At 68.2% G+C, this 22,046-nt stretch carries 27 protein-coding genes and 1 tRNA gene; 14 read left to right on the top strand and 14 right to left on the bottom strand.

Going from position 1 to position 22,046, the window contains the following annotated elements; all coding sequences use genetic code 11:
* Nucleotide 1: 1 nt before the first annotated feature.
* Entirely contained in the window at nucleotides 2-838 is an 837-nt protein-coding gene (locus OK349_RS18230) for an HpcH/HpaI aldolase/citrate lyase family protein (protein ID WP_265119349.1), read from the bottom strand.
* 100 nt (nucleotides 839-938) lie between these two features.
* Between OK349_RS18230 and OK349_RS18225 the strand changes: the two genes are divergently transcribed.
* The 4 genes from OK349_RS18225 (at nucleotide 939) to OK349_RS18210 (ending at nucleotide 3,195) form a co-directional block, all read left to right on the top strand.
* Nucleotides 939-1,012: transfer RNA gene (locus tag OK349_RS18225), tRNA-Gly, on the top strand.
* Nucleotides 1,013-1,098: 86 nt separating this feature from the next.
* A complete protein-coding gene (locus OK349_RS18220) occupies nucleotides 1,099-1,485 on the top strand; it encodes an MAPEG family protein (protein ID WP_265119348.1) in 387 nt (128 codons plus the stop codon).
* 94 nt (nucleotides 1,486-1,579) lie between these two features.
* A complete protein-coding gene (locus OK349_RS18215; protein ID WP_265119347.1) occupies nucleotides 1,580-1,933 on the top strand; it encodes a YciI family protein in 354 nt (117 codons plus the stop codon).
* A 2-nt stretch (nucleotides 1,934-1,935) separates the two neighbouring features.
* Complete coding sequence (locus tag OK349_RS18210) at nucleotides 1,936-3,195, top strand: RNA polymerase sigma factor (RefSeq protein ID WP_265119346.1); 1,260 nt, start codon at nucleotides 1,936-1,938, stop codon at nucleotides 3,193-3,195.
* 1 nt (nucleotide 3,196) lies between these two features.
* Here OK349_RS18210 and OK349_RS18205 read toward each other — a convergent pair whose 3' ends face one another.
* The 8 genes from OK349_RS18205 to glmU are packed head-to-tail and all read right to left on the bottom strand — an operon-like array spanning nucleotide 3,197 to nucleotide 9,538.
* Nucleotides 3,197-3,802, bottom strand: a complete 606-nt coding sequence (locus OK349_RS18205; protein ID WP_265119345.1) for an ATP-binding cassette domain-containing protein — start codon at nucleotides 3,800-3,802, stop codon at nucleotides 3,197-3,199.
* Nucleotides 3,792-4,481: a molybdate ABC transporter permease subunit gene (modB, locus tag OK349_RS18200; protein ID WP_265119344.1), complete on the bottom strand. Its 690-nt coding sequence runs from the start codon at nucleotides 4,479-4,481 to the stop codon at nucleotides 3,792-3,794. The genes OK349_RS18205 and modB overlap by 11 nt, the downstream gene beginning before the upstream one ends.
* Nucleotides 4,481-5,230 carry a molybdate ABC transporter substrate-binding protein gene (modA, locus tag OK349_RS18195; RefSeq protein WP_265119343.1) on the bottom strand — a complete coding sequence of 250 codons (750 nt, stop codon included), beginning with the start codon at nucleotides 5,228-5,230 and terminating at the stop codon, nucleotides 4,481-4,483. The genes modB and modA overlap by 1 nt, the downstream gene beginning before the upstream one ends.
* Before the next feature lie 4 nt (nucleotides 5,231-5,234).
* Nucleotides 5,235-7,058, bottom strand: coding sequence for a glutamine--fructose-6-phosphate transaminase (isomerizing) (gene glmS / locus OK349_RS18190; RefSeq protein WP_265119342.1), 1,824 nt, complete (start codon nucleotides 7,056-7,058; stop codon nucleotides 5,235-5,237).
* 15 nt (nucleotides 7,059-7,073) lie between these two features.
* Complete coding sequence (locus OK349_RS18185; protein WP_265119341.1) at nucleotides 7,074-7,454, bottom strand: type II toxin-antitoxin system VapC family toxin; 381 nt, start codon at nucleotides 7,452-7,454, stop codon at nucleotides 7,074-7,076.
* Nucleotides 7,451-7,816, bottom strand: a complete 366-nt coding sequence (locus OK349_RS18180) for a ribbon-helix-helix domain-containing protein (RefSeq protein ID WP_265119340.1) — start codon at nucleotides 7,814-7,816, stop codon at nucleotides 7,451-7,453. The genes OK349_RS18185 and OK349_RS18180 overlap by 4 nt, the downstream gene beginning before the upstream one ends.
* A 58-nt stretch (nucleotides 7,817-7,874) precedes the next feature.
* Entirely contained in the window at nucleotides 7,875-8,186 is a 312-nt protein-coding gene (locus OK349_RS18175) for a hypothetical protein (RefSeq protein WP_265119339.1), read from the bottom strand.
* A complete protein-coding gene (glmU, locus tag OK349_RS18170) occupies nucleotides 8,183-9,538 on the bottom strand; it encodes a bifunctional UDP-N-acetylglucosamine diphosphorylase/glucosamine-1-phosphate N-acetyltransferase GlmU (RefSeq protein ID WP_265119338.1) in 1,356 nt (451 codons plus the stop codon). Before glmU ends, OK349_RS18175 begins: the two co-directional genes overlap by 4 nt.
* Before the next feature lie 79 nt (nucleotides 9,539-9,617).
* Between glmU and OK349_RS18165 the strand changes: the two genes are divergently transcribed.
* Entirely contained in the window at nucleotides 9,618-10,343 is a 726-nt protein-coding gene (locus OK349_RS18165; protein ID WP_265119337.1) for an HAD-IA family hydrolase, read from the top strand.
* On the opposite strand, the gene OK349_RS18160 is transcribed toward OK349_RS18165, so the two are convergent.
* The 4 genes from OK349_RS18160 to OK349_RS18145 are packed head-to-tail and all read right to left on the bottom strand — an operon-like array spanning nucleotide 10,288 to nucleotide 12,829.
* Nucleotides 10,288-11,289, bottom strand: coding sequence for a nucleotidyltransferase domain-containing protein (locus tag OK349_RS18160; protein ID WP_265119336.1), 1,002 nt, complete (start codon nucleotides 11,287-11,289; stop codon nucleotides 10,288-10,290). The genes OK349_RS18165 and OK349_RS18160 overlap by 56 nt on opposite strands.
* Nucleotides 11,286-12,149 (bottom strand): HprK-related kinase A, encoded by an 864-nt coding sequence (locus OK349_RS18155; protein WP_265119335.1) that lies wholly within the window; start codon nucleotides 12,147-12,149, stop codon nucleotides 11,286-11,288. The genes OK349_RS18160 and OK349_RS18155 overlap by 4 nt, the downstream gene beginning before the upstream one ends.
* Nucleotides 12,149-12,418, bottom strand: a complete 270-nt coding sequence (locus tag OK349_RS18150; protein ID WP_265119334.1) for an HPr-rel-A system PqqD family peptide chaperone — start codon at nucleotides 12,416-12,418, stop codon at nucleotides 12,149-12,151. The genes OK349_RS18155 and OK349_RS18150 overlap by 1 nt, the downstream gene beginning before the upstream one ends.
* 9 nt (nucleotides 12,419-12,427) lie before the next feature.
* A complete protein-coding gene (locus tag OK349_RS18145; RefSeq protein ID WP_265119333.1) occupies nucleotides 12,428-12,829 on the bottom strand; it encodes a hypothetical protein in 402 nt (133 codons plus the stop codon).
* Nucleotides 12,830-13,022: 193 nt separating this feature from the next.
* Between OK349_RS18145 and OK349_RS18140 the strand changes: the two genes are divergently transcribed.
* The 8 genes from OK349_RS18140 to OK349_RS18105 all read left to right on the top strand — a co-directional run bounded on the left by OK349_RS18140 (nucleotide 13,023) and on the right by OK349_RS18105 (nucleotide 20,633).
* Nucleotides 13,023-14,231, top strand: coding sequence for an ATP-binding protein (locus OK349_RS18140; protein WP_265119332.1), 1,209 nt, complete (start codon nucleotides 13,023-13,025; stop codon nucleotides 14,229-14,231).
* Nucleotides 14,232-14,318: 87 nt separating this feature from the next.
* Complete coding sequence (locus OK349_RS18135; RefSeq protein ID WP_265119331.1) at nucleotides 14,319-15,347, top strand: substrate-binding domain-containing protein; 1,029 nt, start codon at nucleotides 14,319-14,321, stop codon at nucleotides 15,345-15,347.
* Between the two features lie 15 nt (nucleotides 15,348-15,362).
* A complete protein-coding gene (gene pstC / locus OK349_RS18130; RefSeq protein ID WP_265119330.1) occupies nucleotides 15,363-16,736 on the top strand; it encodes a phosphate ABC transporter permease subunit PstC in 1,374 nt (457 codons plus the stop codon).
* Nucleotides 16,729-17,994, top strand: coding sequence for a phosphate ABC transporter permease PstA (gene pstA, locus OK349_RS18125; RefSeq protein WP_265119329.1), 1,266 nt, complete (start codon nucleotides 16,729-16,731; stop codon nucleotides 17,992-17,994). Before pstC ends, pstA begins: the two co-directional genes overlap by 8 nt.
* A 71-nt stretch (nucleotides 17,995-18,065) precedes the next feature.
* Complete coding sequence (gene pstB / locus OK349_RS18120) at nucleotides 18,066-18,812, top strand: phosphate ABC transporter ATP-binding protein PstB (RefSeq protein ID WP_265119571.1); 747 nt, start codon at nucleotides 18,066-18,068, stop codon at nucleotides 18,810-18,812.
* Entirely contained in the window at nucleotides 18,812-19,510 is a 699-nt protein-coding gene (gene phoU, locus OK349_RS18115; RefSeq protein ID WP_265119328.1) for a phosphate signaling complex protein PhoU, read from the top strand. Before pstB ends, phoU begins: the two co-directional genes overlap by 1 nt.
* Before the next feature lies 1 nt (nucleotide 19,511).
* Nucleotides 19,512-20,204, top strand: coding sequence for a phosphate regulon transcriptional regulator PhoB (gene phoB, locus OK349_RS18110; protein ID WP_265119327.1), 693 nt, complete (start codon nucleotides 19,512-19,514; stop codon nucleotides 20,202-20,204).
* A 108-nt stretch (nucleotides 20,205-20,312) separates the two neighbouring features.
* Nucleotides 20,313-20,633, top strand: a complete 321-nt coding sequence (locus tag OK349_RS18105) for a hypothetical protein (RefSeq protein WP_265119326.1) — start codon at nucleotides 20,313-20,315, stop codon at nucleotides 20,631-20,633.
* 36 nt (nucleotides 20,634-20,669) lie between these two features.
* Here the strand turns inward: OK349_RS18105 and OK349_RS18100 are convergent, their stop codons facing one another.
* Entirely contained in the window at nucleotides 20,670-20,831 is a 162-nt protein-coding gene (locus tag OK349_RS18100) for a hypothetical protein (protein WP_265119325.1), read from the bottom strand.
* Nucleotides 20,832-20,988: 157 nt separating this feature from the next.
* Here OK349_RS18100 and OK349_RS18095 point away from each other — a divergent pair, with 157 nt between their 5' ends.
* The gene (locus OK349_RS18095) at nucleotides 20,989-21,885 is read left to right on the top strand and encodes an SDR family NAD(P)-dependent oxidoreductase (protein ID WP_265119324.1); all 897 of its coding nucleotides are present in this window, start codon (nucleotides 20,989-20,991) and stop codon (nucleotides 21,883-21,885) included.
* Nucleotides 21,886-22,046: the final 161 nt, after the last annotated feature.

The following is a 22,046-nucleotide window of genomic DNA, read 5'->3' as shown; positions in this document are numbered from 1 at the left end:
GCTATGCCAGCCCCGCGCGCTTTAGCAATGCCTCGGCCTGCTTGAGATGCGGCGCGTCGATCATCTTGCCGTCGAGCTGGAGCGCCCCCGCCTCCGGATTCGCCGCGAACGCCGCCACCACGCGCCGCGCATGCACCACCGCCTCCTCGCTGGGCGTGAAGGCCGCGTTGATGATCTCGATCTGCGCCGGATGGATCGCCATCATCCCCGTGAACCCGTCACGCATCGCCCGCGCGCAATAGGCCTTGAGCCCGTCGAGATTGCGGAAATCGGGATAGACCGTCTCGATCGCCCGCACCCCCGCCGCATGCGCGCCGAACAACGTAAGCGCGCGGATCATCTCATAGGGCGGCGTGTAGCTCCCGTCCGTCTCGCGTGACGACACCGCACCGATCGCCGCGGGCAGGTCCTCCGCGCCCCAGGTGATCCCGGCGAGCCGCGGCGAGCAGCCGGCATAGCTCCCCAAGCCGAACACCGCCGCCGGCGTCTCGGTCGCGATCGGCAGGATCCGCGCCGCGATCCCGCCGAGCATCGCGTCGAGCGAAGCCACATCCGCGCCGCTCTCCGCCTTGGGCAGCACGATCCCGTCGGCACCGTGCGCTGCGGCCAGATCGTCCTGCGTCATTCCCGAATCGAGCGGGTTGATCCGCACCCACAGGCCGACATCGCTCCGCGTCCCGGCCAGAAACGCCGCCACCGCCTTGCGCGCCGCGCCCTTGTTGGCTGGCGTCACCGAATCCTCGAGGTCGAGGATCAGTGCATCGGCGCCGCTCGCCAGCGCCTTCTCCATCCGGTCGGGACGGTCGCCGGGGACGAACAGCAGGGAACGCAGCTTCATGGGGCACCTCTCTCCCGCCGCCCATGCCGCCGGACCGTACCCGAATTCAAGAATGGACTTGAACCGGCCCCCACCCGCGTCATATGCAGCGCACGCCCGAGCGGGTGTAGCTCAATGGTAGAGCAGAAGCTTCCCAAGCTTACGACGGGGGTTCGATTCCCCTCACCCGCTCCAAATTTTTCCGACCCGGTGTCGATCGCCGTCCGCCCCGTTCGTCATGGCACGCTGCAATCGTGCAGCGTCAAACGGGGAGACCTCACATGACCTTCCACGTCACCGCGCTCTACGCATCGCTCGTCGCTCTCGGCGTCATCGTGCTCGCCAACATCGTCAGCGCGAGACGCGGCCGCGCGCGCATCTCGATCCTCCATGGTGACGATCTCGGTCTCGCGCTCGCGATCCGGCGCCATGGCAACCTGATTGAGAACGCACCGCTGATGCTGATCCTGATGGGACTGTGCGAAGCAAGTGACCTCGCAGCGCCATGGCTTCATGCCATGGGCATTCTGTTCCTGGCGGCCCGCGTCGCGCATGTTGCCGGGCTCTCGGTGGAGCGGCTGATGGCCCCGCTCCGGCTTGTCGGGGGGATCGGCACACAGATCGCCATGCTCGGCGCGGTCGGCTACTTGCTCTGGCGACAATTCTGAAGATTCTTTCCGCAAGTTTGTCGATCGCGACCACCGCCATTCGTCATCGCGCGCCGCGCCATGCCGGCGGATGGCCAATCTGGGAGACGGTTCCATGAAATATATCGCATTGATCTATAGCGCGCCGGGCTCGTCGCCGGCCTATGGCACGCCCGAATTCGGGCCGTTCATGGCGGCCTATCAGGCTGCCAACGAGCGTTTCGCGAAGGACGGCGTGCTGGTCGCCGGCGAGGCGCTGGAGGCGAGTTCGACAGCCACTACGCTACGCATCCGCGACGGCCGCACCGAGACGCTCGACGGGCCCTTCGCCGAATCGAAGGAGCAGCTCGGCGGCTACTACATCTTCGATTGTCCGACCCTCGACGATGCGCTGCGCTATGCCGCCATGATCCCGACGGCGACTTACGGCTCGGTCGAGGTGCGGCCGATCCAGAACCTCCAGCAATAGCGTTGCACCCGGGAGAAACAGCACTGGGCGCCGTCGCGGCGGCGATCGAACGGATCGTCCGCCAGGACGGAGGCCGGCTGCTGTCTCTCCTGGTCGCGAACCTCCGGGACTTCCAGCTCGCCGAGGACAGCCTGCAGGACGCGGTCGAGTCGGCGCTGATCCATTGGCAGCGCTCGGGCGTGCCGGGTTCGCCCTCGGCCTGGCTGATGCGCACCGCGCGGCGCAAGGCGATCGACCGGCTGCGCCGCGCCGCCAATTTCCAGGCCAAGGCCGCCGAACTCGCCGAACTGATCGCGCTCGACAATGCGGCGGGGGAGGCTGGCGGCGACGATGTCATCGCCGACGAGCGGCTGAAGCTGATCTTCACCTGCTGCCACCCCGCACTCGACCGGCAGACCAGCGTCGCGCTGACGCTGCGTTCGATCGGCGGGCTGCGCACCGAGGAGATCGCGCGCGCCTATCTGGTCAGCCATGAGTCGATGGCGCAGCGGCTGGTGCGCGCCCGCCACAAGATCGCGCGAGCCGGCATTCCCTATGAAGTTCCCGGACCGGAGGACTGGCCCGCGCGCCTCGACGCGCTGCTGGTGGTGATCTACCTGATCTTCAACGCCGGCTATGCCGCATCGTCGGACGAATATCTGCGCGTCGATCTGTGCGAGGAGGCGATCCGGTTGTGCCGGATCCTCGTCGCGCTGATCCCGCACGAAGCGGAAATCGAGGGCCTGCTGGCGCTGATGCTGCTGCATCGCTCGCGCTTCGGTACCCGGATCGGCGCGCTGGGCGAGATCGTCACGCTCGAGCGGCAGGACCGCAGCCGATGGGACCGCGCGGCGATCGGTGAAGGCACGGCGCTGCTGGTCAGGGCGCTGCGCCGCGGCCGGCCGGGCTCCTACCAGCTCCAGGCCGCGATCGCCGCGGTGCACGCGGAAGCGGAGAGCTTCGCAAGGACCGACTGGCAGGAAATCGCGCTGATCTACGACGCCCTGATCGCGGTGCAGCCCAACCCGGTGTTCGAACTCAACCGTATCGTGGCGCTCTCCTATGCCGAAGGGCCGGAGGCGGCACTGGCCCGGCTCGCGCCGCTCGGCACCGGGCTGGCGGCCTATCAGCCCTATCACGCCGTGCGCGCCGACCTCCTCGCGCGCGGCGGCAGGATCGAGCCGGCGCGCGAGGCGTTCGAAGCCGCGATCCGCCTCTCCACCAGCGATGCCGAGAAACAATATCTGGTTCGGCGCCGGGATGAACTGGCGGCCCGCGAATAGCCTAGAGTTCGACGATCCGGTCGCCCAGCCGCTCCGCTTCGGCCTGGTCGTGCGTGACCATCAGGATCGGCAGCCCCGATTCGTCGCGCAGCTGCTCGATCACCTGCATGATTTCCTCGCGCCGGGCGCGGTCGAGCGACGAGAGCGGCTCGTCGAGCAGCAGGAAGGCGGGTTTGGCGAGCAACGCCCGCCCGATCGCCACGCGCCGCGCCTCGCCCCCCGAAAGCGACCGCGGCCAGCGATCGAGCAGATGCGCGATCCCGAACCGGGTAGCCAGTTCGTCCAGCCCCGAGGGATCGCCCCCCGCGCCGTAGAGCAGGTTCGCGCGAACGCTGAGGTGCGGGAAGAGGCGCGAGTCCTGGAATACATAGCCCGCGCGGCGGCGCTCGGGGGGCAGGTTCACGCCCGCCGCCGCATCGAACAGCGTCTCGCCGCCGACGCGCACCTGGCCCTTGTCTGGCCGGAGCAGCCCCGCGACCATGTCCAGCACGCTGGTCTTGCCCGCGCCGGACGGGCCGAACAACACGGTAATGCCCGTGCCGCCCTCGATCCGGCACGCGATCTCGGCGTCGCCGCGCCTTTTCTCGACCGCGATGTCAAAGGACATGGACGCCCCGTCCCGCGCGCCGGGCCAGCAGTTCCGACACCACCAGCGCGGCCAGCGACAGCGCGACCGAGATCAGGGCCAGCCGCAGCACCTGCGTCTCCCCCTCGGACATCTGCAGCGCAGCATAGATGGCGAGCGGCAGCGTCTGCGTCTGGCCCGGGACGTTGGACACGAAAGTGATAGTGGCCCCGAACTCGCCCAGCGCCCGCGCGAACCCCAGCACCGCGGCGGCGAGCACCCCGGGCAGGCTCAGCGGCAGCGTGATCGTCCAGAACACTCGCGTCCGCGCCGCGCCCAGCGTCCGCGCGGCATCCTCCAGCCGCCGGTCCACCGCCTCGATCGACAGCCGCATCGCGCGCACCATCAGCGGCAGCGCCATCACCCCCGCCGCGATCGCCGCACCGGTCCAGCGGAACATCACGCTCACCCCGAACCAGCGCTCGAGCCAGCCGCCGACGGGCCCCGCAGGCGCAAAGGCGAGCAGCAGCAGCCACCCCGTCACCACTGGCGGAACGACGAGCGGAAGATGCACCAGCCCGTCGATCAGCACCTTCCCCGAAAACCGCGCGCGGGCGAGGAGGAAGGCGAGCGCGAACGCGAGCGGCAGGGTCGCGGCGGTCGCCACCAGCCCCACCTTGAGCGACAGCACGACCACCGGCCAGATGCCGCCCTCCAGCATCAGCGCCGCGAGAAGCCGAAGCGGGTGAAGATCGCCCGCCCCTCGCCCGACAGGAGGAAGCGCCGGAACCCCTCCGCCTCGGGATGCGCCGAGCTCCGCAGCCGCGCGAGGGGATAGACGATCGGCGGATGGCTCGATTGCGGGAAAACCCCCGCGACGCGCACCCGCCGCGATGCACGCGCATCGGTCGCATAGACGATGCCGTAGGGCGCCGCCCCGCGCTCGACCAGCGCAAGCGCGGCGCGGACATTCTCGGCGCGCACCAGCTGCGGTGCCGCGGCCTGCCACAGCCCGAGCTTGCGCAGCGCCGCCTCGACATAGCGGCCGGCGGGCACCGATGCCGGGTCCGCCACCGCGATCCGCCCGCGCAGCATCGCCGCCAGCGGGCGCTGCTCGACCGGCGCGCCGGCCAGCGCCACCAGCACCAGCCGGTTGCCGAGGAAGGGCGCGCGGGTGCCGGGTGCCACCATCCCGCGCTGCTCCAGGAAATCCATCCACTCCAGGTCCGCCGACACGAACAGATCGGCACGCGCCCCTGCGGCCACCTGCCGCGCAAGCACCGATGAGGCGGCGAACGACAGCACCGGCCGCGCATTCCCGCGCCGCGCCCAGGCGTCCGCGGCCGCGGTCATCGATTCCTGCAGGCTCGCCGCCGCCAGCACCAGCGGCCCGTCGCGCCGCTGTGCCTGCGCCGGCATAACCGCCAGCGCCAGCGCGGCTCCGATCAGCCAGCGGCGTGCGATCCGCATCGCGCTACTCCACCGTCACCGACTTGGCGAGGTTGCGCGGCTGGTCGACATCGGTCCCCTTCGCCACCGCGACATGATAGGCGAGCAGCTGCACCGGCACCGCATAGACGATCGGCGCGATCAGCGGATGCACCTTGGGCATCTCGATCGTCGCGAGGCAGTTCTCGCCCGCCGCCGCGATCCCCTCCGCGTCGCTGATCAGCACCACCTTGCCGCCGCGCGCCTGCACTTCCTGCATGTTGCTCACGGTCTTCTCGAACAGCGGGCCCGAGGGCGCGATCACGATCACCGGCACATTCTCGTCGATCAGCGCGATCGGCCCGTGCTTCATCTCGCCCGCGGCATAGCCCTCGGCGTGGATATAGCTGATCTCCTTGAGCTTGAGCGCACCTTCCAGCGCCAGCGGATAGTCGGTCCCGCGCCCCAGATAGAGCACGTCGCGCGCCCCGGCGACGCTGCCCGCCATCCCCTCGATCGCCTCGTCATAGGACAGCGCGGCGTTGAGCGCGGCCGGCGCTTCGGCAAGGTGATGGACGATGTCCTTCTCCTCGGCCGGGGTCATCCGCCCCTTGGCCTTGGCGAGGTTGGCGGCGAGCGCGGCGAGCACCGCAAGCTGGCAGGTGAACGCCTTGGTCGAGGCGACGCCGATCTCCGGCCCGGCATGCGTCGGCAGCAGCAGGTCCGCCTCGCGCGCCATCGTGCTGGTCGGTACATTGACCACTGCGGCGATCGTCTGCCCCTCGGCCTTGGCGTGGCGCAGCGCGGCGAGCGTGTCGGCGGTCTCGCCCGACTGGCTGATGACGATCATCAGCCCGCCATCCTCCATCACCGGGGCGCGGTAGCGGAACTCGCTCGCCACATCGATGTCGACCGCGACCCGGGCGAACTGCTCGAACCAGTATTTGGCGACCATCCCGGCATAATAGCTGGTGCCGCACGCCACGATCGTCACGCGCTTGACCACCGACAGGTCGAAGTCGGGAATCGGCAGCGTCACCTGGTCCTCGAGCCGCTGGAGATAACCGCGCAGCGTCTGCGCGACCACGATCGGCTGCTCGTAGATCTCCTTGGCCATGAAGTGGCGATGGTTGCCCTTGTCGATCAGTTGGCCCGAGGCGCCCGAATTGACGATCGGCCGCTCCACGGGATTATTGTCGACGTCATAGACTTGCACCCCCTCGCGGGTCAGCACGACCCAGTCGCCTTCCTCGAGATAGGAGATGCGCTGGGTCAGCGGCGCCAGCGCCAGCGCGTCGGAGCCGAGATAGGTCTCGCCCTCCCCGTATCCCACCACCAGCGGCGAGCCGAGCCGCGCGCCGATCAGCATGTCGGGATGCTGACGGAACAGGATGGCGAGCGCGAAGGCGCCGTGCAGCCGCGGCAGCACCGTCTTCACCGCCTCCACCGGGTCGGCGCCGTTCTCGACCTGCTCGCTCACCAGATGCGCGACGATCTCGGTATCGGTCTCGCTGTCGAACTTGCGGCCGCGCGCGAGCAGTTCCTCGCGCAGCGGCTTGAAATTCTCGATGATGCCGTTGTGGACCAGCGCCACCTCGCCGGTCGCGTGCGGGTGCGCGTTGTTGGTGGTCGGTCCGCCATGCGTCGCCCAGCGCGTATGCGCGATGCCCACCGTCCCGGCGAGCGGGTCCGCCGCGAGCTCGCGGCCGAGGTTGACCAGCTTGCCCGAAGCGCGCCGCCGCGCGATCGCGCCGTCGACGATCGTCGCGATCCCCGCCGAGTCATAGCCGCGATATTCGAGCCGCTTGAGGCCGTCGAGCAGCCGGTCGGCAACGTCTTCCTTGCCCAGGATTCCAACAATTCCACACATGTGCCGGTCTCGGTTCTAGAGGATATAGGGAACGCGGATACCCGGCATCGCCGCCGGGAAATCCCTGGTGTTGCGGGTAACGAGGACGCGACCGCGCAGCATCGCGGTCGCGAGAATGATCGCATCCGGCGAGCGCAGCCGTTGCCGTTCGCGGCGCAAGCTTGCGGCGCGGGTCGCGATCTCGACGTCCACTTCGTCGATGCCGAAGCCGGACAGCAGGATCTCCGCGCGCCGCAAACCTTCGCCCGATCCTTTTGACAGCACCTCGATCCAGACCATGCGGCTGATCCACGCGCGCGCACCCCCGGACGTCGCGCGGCGCAGTTCGTCGCGCGCAGCCTCCAGACCCTTGAGCGCGTCGATAAGGATATTGGAGTCGAAGGAGAAGCCGCTCACTTGGACCGGGGCTTTTTGGGGTCGGGATAACGGCCCGCCTTCATATCGAGATAGATCTGCCGCTGGCGATCGTCCTCGGCGTCGAACAGGTCCGGGAACTCGGCCTTCACCTCTTCATAGTCATCATCCCAGGGACGCGTCCACGAAGCCCGCTCGCGCCGCTGCCATTCGACAGCATCACCGATATCGTCGCGGTCCTTCCACGCGCCGAATCCGATCTCCAGCCAGTCCTTCGGCGCCTCGGCGCGATAGGCGGCCACCGCCTCACGGAGCACGGCGGCGCGCGACTTGCCCTGCTCGGCGGCAAGGCTGTCGAGCCATTTGATGTCCTCATCGGGCAGGTCGGCAAGGATGCGGGTCATTGATATACTGATATCATATCGTGATATCACGTCAAGAGAGATCGCGCACCGCGCGGCCTCAATGCGGGAAATTCTTGTCCACGAAGTTGCGCGTGAATTCCTGCGGATCGGGCTGATGCCCTTGCGCCGCAGCGAACTTCGCCGCGCCCTTCTCCCACAGTTCGCGCACCGCGCCCGCCATGCCGCCGGGGAACTGCATCCGCTGCACGACCTGCGCCCGCCAGTCGCCGGTGCCGCCGAACATCTGGCGGAACTCGGCCTCGCGCGCGGTCAGCGCGGCATCGCGCGCGGCGTCGAGATGGCCGATGGCATCGAGCACATAGGAATCGAGCAGTTCAAGGAACGGCTTGCCCGCGTAACGCTCACTCATTTCGCCTCCTTGCGCGCCTGCATCATCGCGCGGAACCGCTTCGCCCAGCCGGGCTTGGCGACCTGCTCGGGCCGCACCAGCGCCAGCGCGTCGGCCTCCACGTCCTTGGTGACCACCGATCCCGCGGCGACGATCGCGCCCGCGCCGACGCTGACTGGCGCCACCAGCGCGCTGTTCGACCCTATGAACGCGCCCTCGCCGATCACGGTCTTGGACTTGAAAAAGCCGTCATAGTTGCAGGTGATCGTACCCGCGCCGATGTTCGCCCCCGCGCCCACCTCGGCATCGCCCAGATAGGTCAGGTGGCTGGCCTTGGCGCCCTTGCCCAGCACCGCCTTCTTCATCTCGACGAAGTTGCCGACATGCGCGCCCTCGCCGAGCACCGCACCGGGACGCAGCCGCGCATAGGGACCGACGCTGGCGCCGGCACCGATCGTCGCGCCCTCGATATGGCTGAAGCCGCGAATGTTCACCCCGTCCGCCACGGTCACGCCGGGCCCGAACACCACGTTCGGCTCGATCGTCACGTCGCGGCCGAGCACCGTGTCATAGGCGAACCACACCGTCTCCGGCGCGATCAGCGTCGCGCCCTCGGCCATCGCCTGCGCGCGCCGCGCGCGCTGCCATTCGGCCTCGAGCGCGGCCAGTTCGCCGCGGCTGTTGACGCCGGTCACCTCGACCGCATCGGCCTCGATCACCGCCGAGCTGCGGCCATCCCTCGCCGCTAGCATCACGATGTCGGGCAGATAATATTCGCCCGCCGCGTTGTCGTTGCCGACCCGGCCGAGCAGCGCGAACAGATCCGCCGCACGCACCGTCATCAGGCCCGAATTGCACAAGGTCGTCGCGCGTTCCTCGGGCGAGGCGTCCTTATACTCGACCATCTTGGCGATTCGGCCGCCCGACTCGGCGATGATCCGGCCATATGCGCCGGGATCGGCCGGCCGGAAGCCGAGCACCACCGCCGCCGGTGAATCCGCTTCATGCAGCCGCGCGATCATCCGCCGCATCGTCTCGCCGCGCACCAGTGGCACGTCGCCATAGAGGACCAGCACGTTGCCTTCGAAACCCGCCAGCGCCGCCTCCGCCTGCGCCACGGCGTGCCCGGTGCCGAGCTGCTCGGCCTGGTGCGCCACCGCGACCCCGTGCGGGGCGACCGCCGCCTCGACCTGCTCGCGCCGCGCGCCAACCACCACCACGGTCCGCTCGGGTAACAGGCCCGCGACCGTATCCACCAGATGCAGCAGCATCGGCCGCCCGGCGATCGGGTGCAGCACCTTGTGGGTGTCGGACTTCATCCGCGTGCCGCTGCCGGCAGCCAGGATGATCGCGGCGATGGGTGGCGTGGTCATGCTCGAAACGGCCTCCGTGACGCGGCCCCTGCCACGATCATCTTGCTATTTCCATAGGGCCGCGGGCATTTGGCAGCACATGATCGATTTCCCCTTCGATATCGTCGGCTTCGACCTCGACGGCACGCTCTTCGACACCAGCGCGGACCTTGCCGCTGCGGCCAATCATGCGCTCGAACTGGTCGGCCGCCCGGCGCTCCCGCTCGATGCCGTCAAACCGATGATCGGCCGCGGCGCCAAGCATATGCTCGAGCAGGGGCTCGAAGCCTCAGGCGGACTCGACGCCGAGACGATGAAGCGCGCCTATCCGGCCCTGCTCGAATATTATGAGGCCAATCTGACGCGCGGCACGACGGCCTTTCCCGGACTGATCGAGGCGCTCGACGAGCTCGAATCACACGGCGTGAGGATCGCCATCGTCACCAACAAGTTCGAGCGATTCGCGGTGAAGCTCGTCGCCGAGCTCGCTTTGCACCATCGCTTCGCCTGCGTGATCGGCGGCGACACGATGGGCAAGGGCAACGCCAAGCCCTCGCCCGAGCCGATCCACGAGATGATCCGGCGCTGCCAGGCTCTGGGCGGCGGCGGCCGCGCCGCGTTCGTTGGTGATTCGATCTACGACATCCTCGCCGCGAAGAATGCGGGCATCCCGAGCATCGCGGTCAGCTTCGGCTTCCTGATGCAGCCGGTCGAGGAGCTCGGCGCCGACGCGGTGATCGACGACTATGACGAGCTGATCCCGGCGCTGCTCAGGTTGGGGAATGCCCCTTCCGCCACTTCGTCCATAGGTGCCGCGCCAGCATGAGCGGCGGCATGCGCAGCCAATGGCCGCGCAGGTAGAAGGCGAGTTCGGTCGCCTTGCGCGTCGGCTGCCCCCAACCGTCACGCGCGAGCAAGCGGCGGACGTAGAGACGATCCACCGGCGTCAGCCGCGTGCCCTCGCCGAACAGCTGCGCGGACAGGCGCAGCGCCCGCTCGACCTCGCGCACCAGACCGTGCTGCGCGGCGCAGGCGCCCAGCTTCAGCTCGAACTCGACTCCGCCGAACTCGCTGAGCAGGCAGCGAATGTCCCACAGGTTGCGCAGACCGCCCTGCAAGTCGCCATCGGCGAACAGATGCGCGGCGGCATGCACCAGCATCCCCTCGGGCGGCAGCACGAACAGTCCATTGCCCAGTGCCACCCGGCTGTCGATCAGCGCGGCCGCGTCGGGCGTGATCCGTGCGGTGAGTGGCAGAATCGTGTGATGCACGTCGATCATCCGGTCACGCTCGCGATGGATCAGCGGGGGCAGCTCGTGCATCCAGCGGCGGTAATATGCGTCGTCATAGGGATCGGGCTTCACCCATTCCCAGCCCGCCGCGAGCAACGCCACCTCGGCTTCCTCGATCCGGCCGCGCGGGACGAGGATGTCGAGATCGCCGATCTGCCGCCCCTGCCCCGCCGACAGCCCGGCAGCGACGAACGCCGTGCCCTTGAGCAGCACGACGGGCATGGCGCTGGCGGCCAGTGCCCTCCGCGCCATCTCGGCCTCCCAGAGCGCGGCCATCCGCCCCTGTTCGACCGTCGCGCGCGCATCCTCGAGCACGCGCCGCACCGCGTCCGGCATCGCCAGCCCCTCGACGCGCCACGCCAGCGTGCCGATCAGCTGCTCCGCACGCGCCGCGGCCAGCAATGCGGTCCAGCCCGCGGCATCCAGCGCCTCGACCGAAGCGGGATCGCGCAGCGCGCGCGCCAGCAGCGCCCCGCTCATGCGAGCTCGCGCCACAGCCGCTCGACCGTCGCGATCGCGGTCGCCGTATCGGGATAGTCGATCGCCCGCGCCGGCACGCCGCGCACCAGCCCCGTCAGCGCATCGAACCCTGCCTCGCCGAGCGTCACATAATTTGTCGACGCCTGGGTCAGCCGCACGAAGCATTCGCTCGGAAACACCTCGCGTTCCGCGGTCTCGAACCCGAACGAAGGGAACAGCACCAGCGCCGGCCTCGCCGCCTCGCCCATCGCCGCGATCGACCGCGCGTCGGGCACCAGATGCCGGATCGTGCCCTTGGGCGTCCCTTCGAGCCGCGGCCCCCAACGCCCACCCGGCACCTCGCGCTCGATCACCTCGATCGCCTCGTTCTTGAGGCTGATCAGCCGCGGAAATCCGTGGATCATGCCGGTCGCGGGGTCGAGCAAGGCGAACTCGTCGCCCATCAGCCGCCATCCGCGCGCCATCAGCAGCGCCGCCAGCGTCGACTTGCCCGCCCCCGATTCGCCGGTCATCAGCAGCGCCTTGCCGTCGCGCTCGACCGCCGAGGCGTGCAGCAGCAGGTAGCGCCGCTGCCCCAGCGCCATCTGCAGGTTCATCGCCATCTCCGCCGCCAGCAATCCCTGCGCCAGCGGCAGCGGCGCGGCGTCGGGGATGACGAAGTCCCCGCCGATCTGCACCGAGGGCCGCAGCCAGCGCCGCCAGAAGCGCGCGGCGAACAGGCGGACGTTGAAATCCGGAATATCGTCCTCAGGCGCGGGATAATCGCGATACAGCTCCTGCAGCGCGGCGACCGGCGCGCGCCAGTCGCTTCCGACGCGGAACCCGACCGGCCCGATCCGGAGCATCGTCGAATGCCGCATCAGACTTGCTCGACCAGCCCCGCCGCGACCAACTCGTCGAGCCTGGCCGCCAGCGCGCCCGCGTCCGGATCGATCAGGTCATGCGCCGCCGCCAGCGCCGCCAGCGTCTCGTCGAGCGTCAGCGCGTCGCCGCCCAGTGCCTCGAGCAACTCGGGCACCGGCGAATCCACCACATGGGTGATCCCCGAGGCGCGGTGATAGACCAGGGTCAGCGCATCGAGCGGGACGATCCGGAGCGTCGCGGCGGCCGCGGCGCGGTAGCGGGTCACGGGCCGCGCCTAGCCGCGCGGCATCTGGAGCGATGCGAAGCAGGTGAAGCCGCTCGTCCCGCGCTGCAAGCGGCGGATATAGTTGGTATAGGCGCGGCTCTGGTCATAGGTCGTGCCCGGCAGGTTCGCGCCGCCCAGCGCCTGCTTCACTTCCTCGCCGCGGAAGGCGCGGCCCGCGGGCGGGAACGCGTCCTTGGTGCCGGCGGGCACCACCGATCCGTCGGCGGCGATATAGCTGCCGGCACGACCCGCATCGGGCACCGGGATCTCGCAATTGAGCACCGACCCCGCGGTCTGCGCGAGCGCCGGCTTGATCGAGACGATCGCCGACGCGCTCGCCGCGCCCAGCATCAGCGCGCGGCGGCTCGGCTTTTTCGGCAGCCCGGCGTCGTGGGAATTGTCGTCGCCCATCTTCCCTCCCTGCCACAGCTGCCTTTCACAAAGGTGAATCGGGCGCAAGCGCCGAAGCGGTGGCGCCGCGTCCCATATCTGGGCTAGAGGCGGATTCAGCTGCGCTGAATCGGCACCAGCCCGCTCCGGGTGGGGGAGCGGGCTGGTGCGGCAACCGGTTCAGCTTTGCTGAACCAGAATCTAGAGGCCGGACATGCCCGGGCTTTCCGCACCCCGTACCTTGCTCGCATTCGCCGCCGTGCTGATCACCGCAATCGCTGCCTGGCTCGCGGCGGGGGTCGAGGCCGGGGGCATCGCCCTGGTCGGCGCGGCAGTCGCCGCGCTGGCCGCTTTGCCCCCTGCCGAGCACACCAAGACCAACACGCTCCCGCCCGAGCCCATAACCGCTGGCGTTCCGGAGGCGATCGAGGCGATTTTCGAGCCGGTGCTGCTCATCGCGGCCAATCGCGTGATCGCGGCGAACCAGGCCGCGCGGACGCTGCTCGGCGCGCATATCCTGGGCGAAGACGTGCGAGTCGCGATCCGCCATCCCGCCGCCGCCGAACGCCTGCTCGATCCCGAGGAAGCGCCCGCCGGCGCGCCGATCCAGCTCGTCGGCCTCGGCGCGCGCGACCAGCATTGGGAGATGCGCGTGCGCGCCCTGCCCGGCGGGCACCGCATCGTGCATCTGAGCGACCGTACCGGCAGCCACGCGGCGGACCGCATCCGCGTCGATTTCGTCGCCAATGCCAGCCACGAGCTGCGCACCCCGCTCGCCTCGATCCTCGGCTTCGTCGAGACGCTCGAGGACGCTGCCGACGACCCCGAGACGCGCACCCGCTTCCTCGGCGTGATGGGCAATGAGGCGCGGCGCATGCAGCGGCTGATCGACGACCTCATGTCGCTGTCGCGGATCGAGGCCGAGAAATATCGCGCGCCCGACACGTCGGTCGACCTTCCCGAGCTGGTCGACGAGGTGCATGGCGAACTCGCCGCGCTCGCCCCCGATCGCACCGCCGACATCGTGATCGACAGCGATCCGGTCGCCCCGGTCCGCGGCGATCGCGTGCAGCTCTCGCAATTGCTCCACAACATCATCGGCAACGCCATGAAATATGGCCGCGCAGGAAGCCCGGTCACCGTGTCGCTGCGCAGCTCGGGCGGGTCGATGGTGCGCGTGACCGTCAGCGACGAGGGCGAGGGAATCGCGCCAGAACACCTCCCGCGCCTCACCGAACGCTTCTACCGCGTCGATTCGAGCCGCAGCCGCGCCGCCGGCGGCACCGGGCTCGGCCTCGCCATCGTCAAGCATATCGTCGAGCGGCATCGCGGCCGGCTCGACATCTCGAGCGCCGTCGGCAGCGGGACCATCGTGACGATTCTTCTCCCCGCGGCACAGGTTCCGGGATCGATGTCATCATAACGTAACCTAACTGCAACACAGCCCCGCCCCGGGGGCGGCGATAAGGCCCTCGTCACGCGACTCGACCCACAAGCGAGGAACCTACAGATGCGCAGCTTCACCTTGATCGCGCTCGCGGCGCTGGCGCTTGCCGGCTGCGATCGCCAGGCGACTCGGGACCAGATCAAGGTAGTGGGTTCCTCCACCGTCTATCCGTTCACCACTGCCGTCGCCGAAGCCTTCGTCAACAAGAGCAGCCAGGCCAAGGCGCCGGTGATCGAGCAGGGCGGCACGGGCGCCGGCATGAAGCTGTTCTGCGGCGGCATCGGCGTCGCGCACCCGGACATCGTCAACGCCTCGCGCCGGATGAAGAAGTCGGAGTTCGAGCTGTGCCAGAAGAACGGCGTCACCGAGGTGATCGAGATCCAGATCGGCAATGACGGCATCGCGCTCGCCGAATCGAACGCAGGGCCCAAGCTCGCGCTGACCCGCAAGGACATCTATCTCGCGCTCGCCGCCAACCCGATGGGCAAGCCCAACACGGCCAAGACCTGGAAGGACGTCAATCCGGCGCTTCCGGCGGTCCCGATCAAGGTGCTCGGCCCGCCCTCGACCAGCGGCACGCGCGACGCCTTCGCCGAACTGATCCTCGAGAAAGGCTGCGAGGAAGCTAATCCCGAGGCGAAGGGCCTAAAGGATTCGGACAAGAACAAGTTCGACAATCTCTGCCTGCTGATCCGCAGCGACGCCGCCTATGTCGACTCGGGCGAGAACGACAACCTGATCGTCCAGAAGCTGTCGACCGATCCCAACGCGCTCGGCATCTTCGGCTATTCCTACCTCGAGGAGAACGCCCAGCGTCTCCACGGCGTGCCGATCGAAGGCGTGACGCCGACCTATGAGACGATCGCCGGCAACACCTATCCCGGCGCCCGCGCGCTCTATATCTACGTCAAGAAGCAGCATCTGAAGGCGGTGCCGGGGCTCAAGGAGTTCCTCGCGCAATATGCCCAGATGTGGGCGCCTGACGGCCCGCTGGTGAAGCGCGGCCTGATCGCCAGCCCGCAGGCGGCGCGCGACGCCTCGACCAAGGCGATCGAAAGCGAAACGGTGCTCGACGCCGCATCGCTCAAGTAAGGCCGAGACCAGCCCGTGAACCCCTATGTGCTTCTCTTCCTCGTCGCGGGGCTGGGCGTCATCGCCTGGCTCACCGGCCGCGCGCGCGCCGCGCGGTTCGCCGCGACGAGCAAGCACCGGCTCCACTCGCTGCCGGGCCAGCACGGCCACTATGTCGCGATGTGGACGATCATCCCGGCGCTGATCTTCGTCATCGCCTGGTCCGTGCTGACTCCCTCGCTCGCCACCGATGCGGTGCTGCAGGCCCCCCAGGCATCGGGCCTCCCGATGTTCGGCTATGAGCGCGACGCGATCCTCAACGAGGTGCGCGCGCGCGCCGCGGGCGGCAATTACGGCTTCTACCCGCTCGCCGAGCAGCTCGCCCCCGTCTACCTCCAGGCGAGCCGCTTCTATGGCTGGCTCGGCACCGGCATCGCGATCCTACTCGCCTTCGCCGGCGGCGCCTTCGCCTATACCCGTGTGAAGGCCGAGTTCCGCGCACGCACCCGCGTCGAGCACACCGTGATGCTCGCGCTGCTGGTCGCCTCGCTGATCGCGATCCTCACCACGCTCGGCATCTTCCTGTCGCTGTTGTTCGAATCGCTGCGCTTCTTCTCGATGGTGCCGATCACCGACTTCCTGTTCGGGACCTTGTGGAGTCCGCAGGTGATCGATCCCGCCGATCCGGGCGCGACGCTCGGCGCGGTGCCGTTGTTCTGGGGCACCTTCTTCATCGGCGCGGTGATCGCGATGCTCGTCGCCATCCCGTTCGGGCTGATGAGCGCGATCTATCTGACCCAATATGCCCGGCCGGTCGTGCGCCAGTGGATGAAGCCGCTGCTCGAGATCCTCGCCGGCGTGCCGACCGTGGTCTATGGCTATTTCGCCGCATTGACCGTCGGCCCGGCGATCCGCGACTTTGCGGTGTCGATCGGCTTCACCTACGCATCGTCCGAGAGCGCGCTCTCCGCAGGCCTGGTGATGGGCGTGATGATCATCCCCTTCGTCTCGTCGATGGCCGATGATTCGATCGCAGCGGTGCCGCGTGCGATGCGCGACGGCAGCCTGGCGATGGGCGCGACGACCAGCGAGACGATCCGCCGCGTGCTGCTGCCCGCCGCGTTGCCTGGCGTAGTCGCGGGCGTGCTGCTCGCGGTCAGCCGCGCGATCGGCGAGACGATGATCGTGGTGATGGCCGCCTCGGGCGCCGCCAACGTCACGCTCAACCCGTTCGAGAGCGCCACCACCGTCACCAAGCAGATCGTCGACCTGCTGACCGGCGAGGCCGAGTTCGACAGCCCCAAGACGCTCGCCGCCTTCGCGCTGGGCCTCACGCTGTTCATGATCACCTTCCTCCTCAACATCGTCGCCCTGCGCGTCGTGAAGAAGTATCGCGAAGCCTATGAGTGACACGCTCGATTTCCGCGCGCCGACCGACTGGAAGACGGATGCGATGCAGAAGCGCCTCCGCAAGCGCTATCGCTCGGAGCGCCGCTTCCGCTGGATTGGGATGGGCGCGGTCATCATGTCCGCCGCCTTCCTGTTCTTCCTGCTCGCGACGATGATCGGCAACGGCGCCGCCGGCTTCATGCGGACCGAGGTCTCGCTGCCGATCGACTTCAAGTCAGCGCCGCTCGAGGTCGACCGCGCGCAGCTCGGCACGCGCGGCGCCGATCTCGCGCTCGCCGGCGCCGGCCTCGAGAACCGCGTGCAGACTGCCGCCACGGCAGCGTTCGGCGAGAAGGGCGAGGAGCTGATCGCCGAGAACGCCTGGACCGCGGTGCGCGACGCGATCAAGGAAGATCCCAATTTGCTCAGCCAGAGCACGCATATCTGGGTGCCGGCGTCGAGCGAGCTCGATGCCGCGGCCGATGGCGGCGGCGAGCCCGGGTTCCGCACCGCCGTCCAGCAGCTGCGCGAACGCGGCGCGCTGCAGAGCGGCTTCAACGCCAGTTTCCTGAGCCGCGCCGACTCGACCGATCCCACTGCGGTGGGCATCTGGGGCGCGCTCAAGGGCTCGATGCTGACGATGCTGGTGACGCTGCTGATCGCCTTCCCGATCGGTGTGCTCGCGGCGGTCTATCTCGAGGAATATGCACCCAAGAACCGCTGGACCGACCTGATCGAGGTGTCGATCAACAATCTCGCGGCGGTGCCCTCGATCATCTTCGGCTTGCTCGGCCTCGCCGTGTTCCTCGGCACGCTCGGCCTGCCGCGCTCGGCGCCGATCGTCGGCGGCCTGACGCTCGCGCTGATGATCATGCCGGTGATCGTCATCGCCGGGCGCAACGCGATCAAATCGGTGCCGCCCTCGATCCGCGACGCCGCACTCGGCATCGGCGCCAGCCGCATCCAGGTCGTGTTCCACCACGTCATTCCGCTCGCGCTGCCCGGCATTCTGACCGGCACGATCATCGGCATGGCCCGCGCGCTGGGCGAGACCGCGCCGCTGCTGCTGATCGGCATGCGCGCCTTCATCGTCACGCCGCCGGGCGGCGTGTTCGATCCCGCCACCGTGCTGCCCGTCCAAATCTTCCTGTGGTCGGATGAGGTCAGCCGCGGCTTCATCGAGAAAACGAGCGCCGCGATCATCGTGCTGCTCGCCTTCCTGCTCGCGATGAACGCCCTCGCCATCTATCTTCGCAACAGATTCGAGACCCGCTGGTGATGACCCAAGTCGATTTTGCAGAGACCGCCCAGACGGCGCATGATCCGGCGCAGCCGACCGTTCATCCCAAGATGGCGGCGCGCGGCGTCAACGTCTTCTATGGCGAGAAACAGGCCATTCGCGACGTCTCGATCGACGTCGACATGGAGAATGTCACTGCCTTTATCGGCCCGTCGGGCTGCGGCAAGTCGACTTTCCTGCGCACGCTCAACCGCATGAACGACACCGTCGCGAGCGCGCGGGTCGAAGGCGACATCACGCTCGACGGCGAGAATATCTACGACAAGACGATGGACGTGGTGCAGCTGCGCGCCCGCGTCGGGATGGTGTTCCAGAAGCCGAACCCCTTCCCCAAGTCGATCTACGAGAATGTCGCCTATGGCCCGCGCATTCACGGGCTGGCACGCGCCAAGGGCGACATGGACCAGATCGTCGAGCGCTCGCTCAAGCGCGCCGGCTTGTGGGAGGAGGTCAAGGATCGCCTCCAGGACAGCGGCACCGCGCTGTCGGGCGGCCAGCAGCAGCGCCTGTGCATCGCCCGCGCGATCGCGGTCGATCCCGAGGTGATCCTGATGGACGAGCCGTGCTCGGCGCTCGATCCGATCGCGACAGCCAAGATCGAGGAGCTGATCCACGAGCTGCGCGGCCGCTATGCGATCGTGATCGTTACGCATAACATGCAGCAGGCCGCGCGCGTCTCGCAGCGCACCGCCTTCTTCCATCTCGGCACGCTTGTCGAATATGGTGAGACCGACCAGATCTTCACCGCGCCCCGGCAGGAGCGCACGAAAGACTATATCACTGGAAGGTACGGCTGATGGCGACCGGTCACGAACATACCGTCAAGGCGTTCGACGAGGATATCGGCCATCTGCGCGCGCTGATCTCGCAGATGGGCGGCCTCGCCGAGGAAGCGATCGCCGATGCGATGCTGGCGCTGGAGCGCAACGACACCGAGCTGGCCAAGCAGGTCCGCGCCAAGGACAAGGCGATCGACGCGATCGAATCCGAGGTCGAGAAGCTCGCGGTGCGCGTGATCGCGCTGCGCGCGCCGATGGCCGATGACCTGCGCGAGGTGGTCGCTGCACTCAAGATCGCGGCGGTGCTCGAGCGGATTGGCGATTATTCCAAGAACATCGCCAAACGCGTCCCGCTGGTCCACACCCCCGATACGGGCCGGATCGAGGCAATCTCGGTGCTGCCGTCGATGGCGCAAATGGCCGCCGACATGGTGCATGACGTACTCGACGCCTTCGCCTCGCGCGACGCGGAAGCCGCGATTCGCGTGTCCGAGCGCGACAACCGGCTCGACGATTTCTACGACAGCATCTTCCGTACCCTCGTGACCTATATGGTCGAGAATCCGCGCACGGTCAGCGAAGTCGCACACCTGCTGTTCGTCGCCAAGAATATCGAGCGGATCGGCGATCACGCCACCAATGTTGCGGAGATGGTGTATTTCGCCGCGACCGGGCAGTATCTGGCGGATCGCGATACGGATACCGCGGAGAATTGATATGAGCCGCGCACGCATGCTGCTGGTCGAGGACGATGCAGCGCTCGCCGAACTCCTCACCTACCATTTCAAGCGCGAGGATTTCGACGTCCGTCATACGCCCGACGGCGAGGAAGCATTGCTGCTCGCCAAGGAGAGCGCGCCCGACATCGTGCTGCTCGACTGGATGGTCGAGAGCCTGTCGGGGATCGAGGTGTGCCGCCGCCTGCGCCGGATGAGCGAGACCGCCAACGTCCCGATCATCATGCTGACGGCGCGGGGCGAGGAGGAGGACCGCGTCCGCGGGCTCGAGACCGGCGCCGACGACTATGTCACCAAGCCCTTCTCCCCGCGCGAGCTCGTCGCCCGGGTCGGCGCCGTGCTGCGCCGCGTGCGCCCCGCGCTCGCAGGCGAGGCGCTGACCTATTCGGACATCGAGATGGACACGGTCGGCCACAAGGTGCGTCGCGGCGGCGACGTCGTGCCGCTCGGCCCGACCGAGTTCCGCCTGCTCAAGCATTTCCTCGAGCATCCCGGCTGGGTGTTCTCGCGCGAGCGCCTGCTCGATGCCGTTTGGGGGCATGACAGCGACATCGAGAGCCGCACCGTCGACGTCCATATCCGGCGGCTGCGCAAGGCGATCAACATCGGCAATCGCCCGGATATCATCCGCACCGTCCGCTCCGCCGGCTACGCGCTGGACGCCGGACACTGAGCCCAGCTGCCCGGGAACGGGTGCGAAACGAGGGAAAGATTCCCTGCCTGATGCGTTGGCGGGCCGAGCAAACTCGCTCTGACCCGACAAATGTCAGGAGGACATGCCATGAAGCTGCTCGCCCTTGCTGCAGCGCTCGCGATGAGCGGCACCGCCGCCCTCGCCCAGGACACGCAGACCACGCCGCCCGCGCAGGAGACCGCCCCTACGGCGCCGGCCGCGCCCGCCGCGCCGGCGGGTGAGGATCCCGTCGGCGGCTATCAGCCCGCGACCCCGCCGCTTGCCGCCCCGGCGCAACCGGGCCAGCAGGTGGTCTTCCAGGCCAATCCGCAGACGCCGACCCAGGCGTTCCCGCCGCCCCCGCCGCTGGACAAATATCCCGTCTGCAAGAAGGGCCAGTTCGACAATTGCCGCCAGCGCGGCGGCTGACCGCAAGGCGGCGTGGCGCAGGCGCGCCGCGCTGCCTTACCGCTTGACGATCCAGCTTCGCTTGGCGAGCCGCAGCATCGGCACGCCGCAATAGGCGCATTTGCTTTCATAGGTGCCGCCGATCGGACGGACAGCTGCTTGCGAACGCGCGTGCTTGCCGCGCATGCAATTGAACCGGCCGCTCACCCACTGAAACATCGAACGCTCCCCCGGAATCAACCCCGGACGACATGGATCAACCCTTGCAGGACCGTCGAGGGCGATTCAACCCCTACGCCACGTTCACCACCTTTTGCTGTCCCTTGTGAATCACGGGAGCAGGCGTCACTAAACGTCTCACAGCCAGGGAGGGGACATGAGCATCAGCTTCGACGGACGCATCGCCATCGTGACGGGCGCAGGCGGCGGCCTGGGCCGCGCCTATGCGCTCGAACTCGCCAGGCGCGGCGCGAAGGTGGTGGTGAACGATCTGGGCGCCACACGCGACGGCACGGGCCATTCGAACGCGGCACTTCAGGTCGTGGAGGAGATCGCGGCAGCCGGCGGCGAGGCGATCGCAAATGGCGGCAGCGTCACCGACTATGCCCAGATGGAGGAGATGGTCGTCCAGGCCACGGAGAAATGGGGCGGCGTCCACATCCTGATCAACAATGCCGGCGTGCTGCGCGACAAGAGTTTCGCGAACATGGAGCCGGAGGATTTCCGCTTCGTCGTCGACGTGCACCTCAATGGCTCCGCCAACGTCACCAAGGCGGTGTGGGCGACGATGCGCGAGCAGAATTACGGCCGCATCCTGATGACAGCCTCGTCGACCGGCCTGTTCGGCAATTTCGGCCAGGCGAACTATGGCGCCGCCAAGCTCGGCCTCGCCGGGCTCGCCAGGACGCTCTATCTCGAGGGCGCGAAATACGACATCCGCGTCAACACCATCGCGCCCACCGCCGGCACGCGGATGACCGAGGACATCTTCCCCGAAGCCGCGTTCAAGGCGTTCACGCCCGAAAGCGTGGTACCGGCGGCGCTGTTCCTGGTCAGCGAGGACGCGCCCACCAACATGATCATCGGCGCGGGCGCGGGCGTGTTCCAGGCGGCCTATGTCACGCTGACGCCGGGCGTGCGGCTGCAGGGCGAGGAGCTCAGCCCGGAGGGTGTTGCGGCGAACTGGGCGGCGATCACCGACCGGATGGGCGAGATCGTGCCCAAATCGGGTAGCGAACAGGCGATGACGATCATGGCGAAGCTTCAGCGCTGACGGGCGCATTGCAAGGATTGCAAGGGGAGGCGATCTCGTCCTCAAAACTACCCGAAATGGCGACACTCTCATGGCCATTCGCGCAAAATGAGTAGCTGACGCGTTGCGCATCGCGCCAATTACGCCTTCACTTCACCTCGAATTGGGGGAATTCAAGGCGT

Origin of the sequence: Sphingomonas sp. BT-65 (genome assembly GCF_026107375.2) — a bacterium.
GTDB lineage: Bacteria > Pseudomonadota > Alphaproteobacteria > Sphingomonadales > Sphingomonadaceae > Sphingomonas.
The sequence above is the reverse complement of the archived record's forward strand: the minus strand, read 5'-3'. Positions and strand labels throughout refer to the sequence as shown.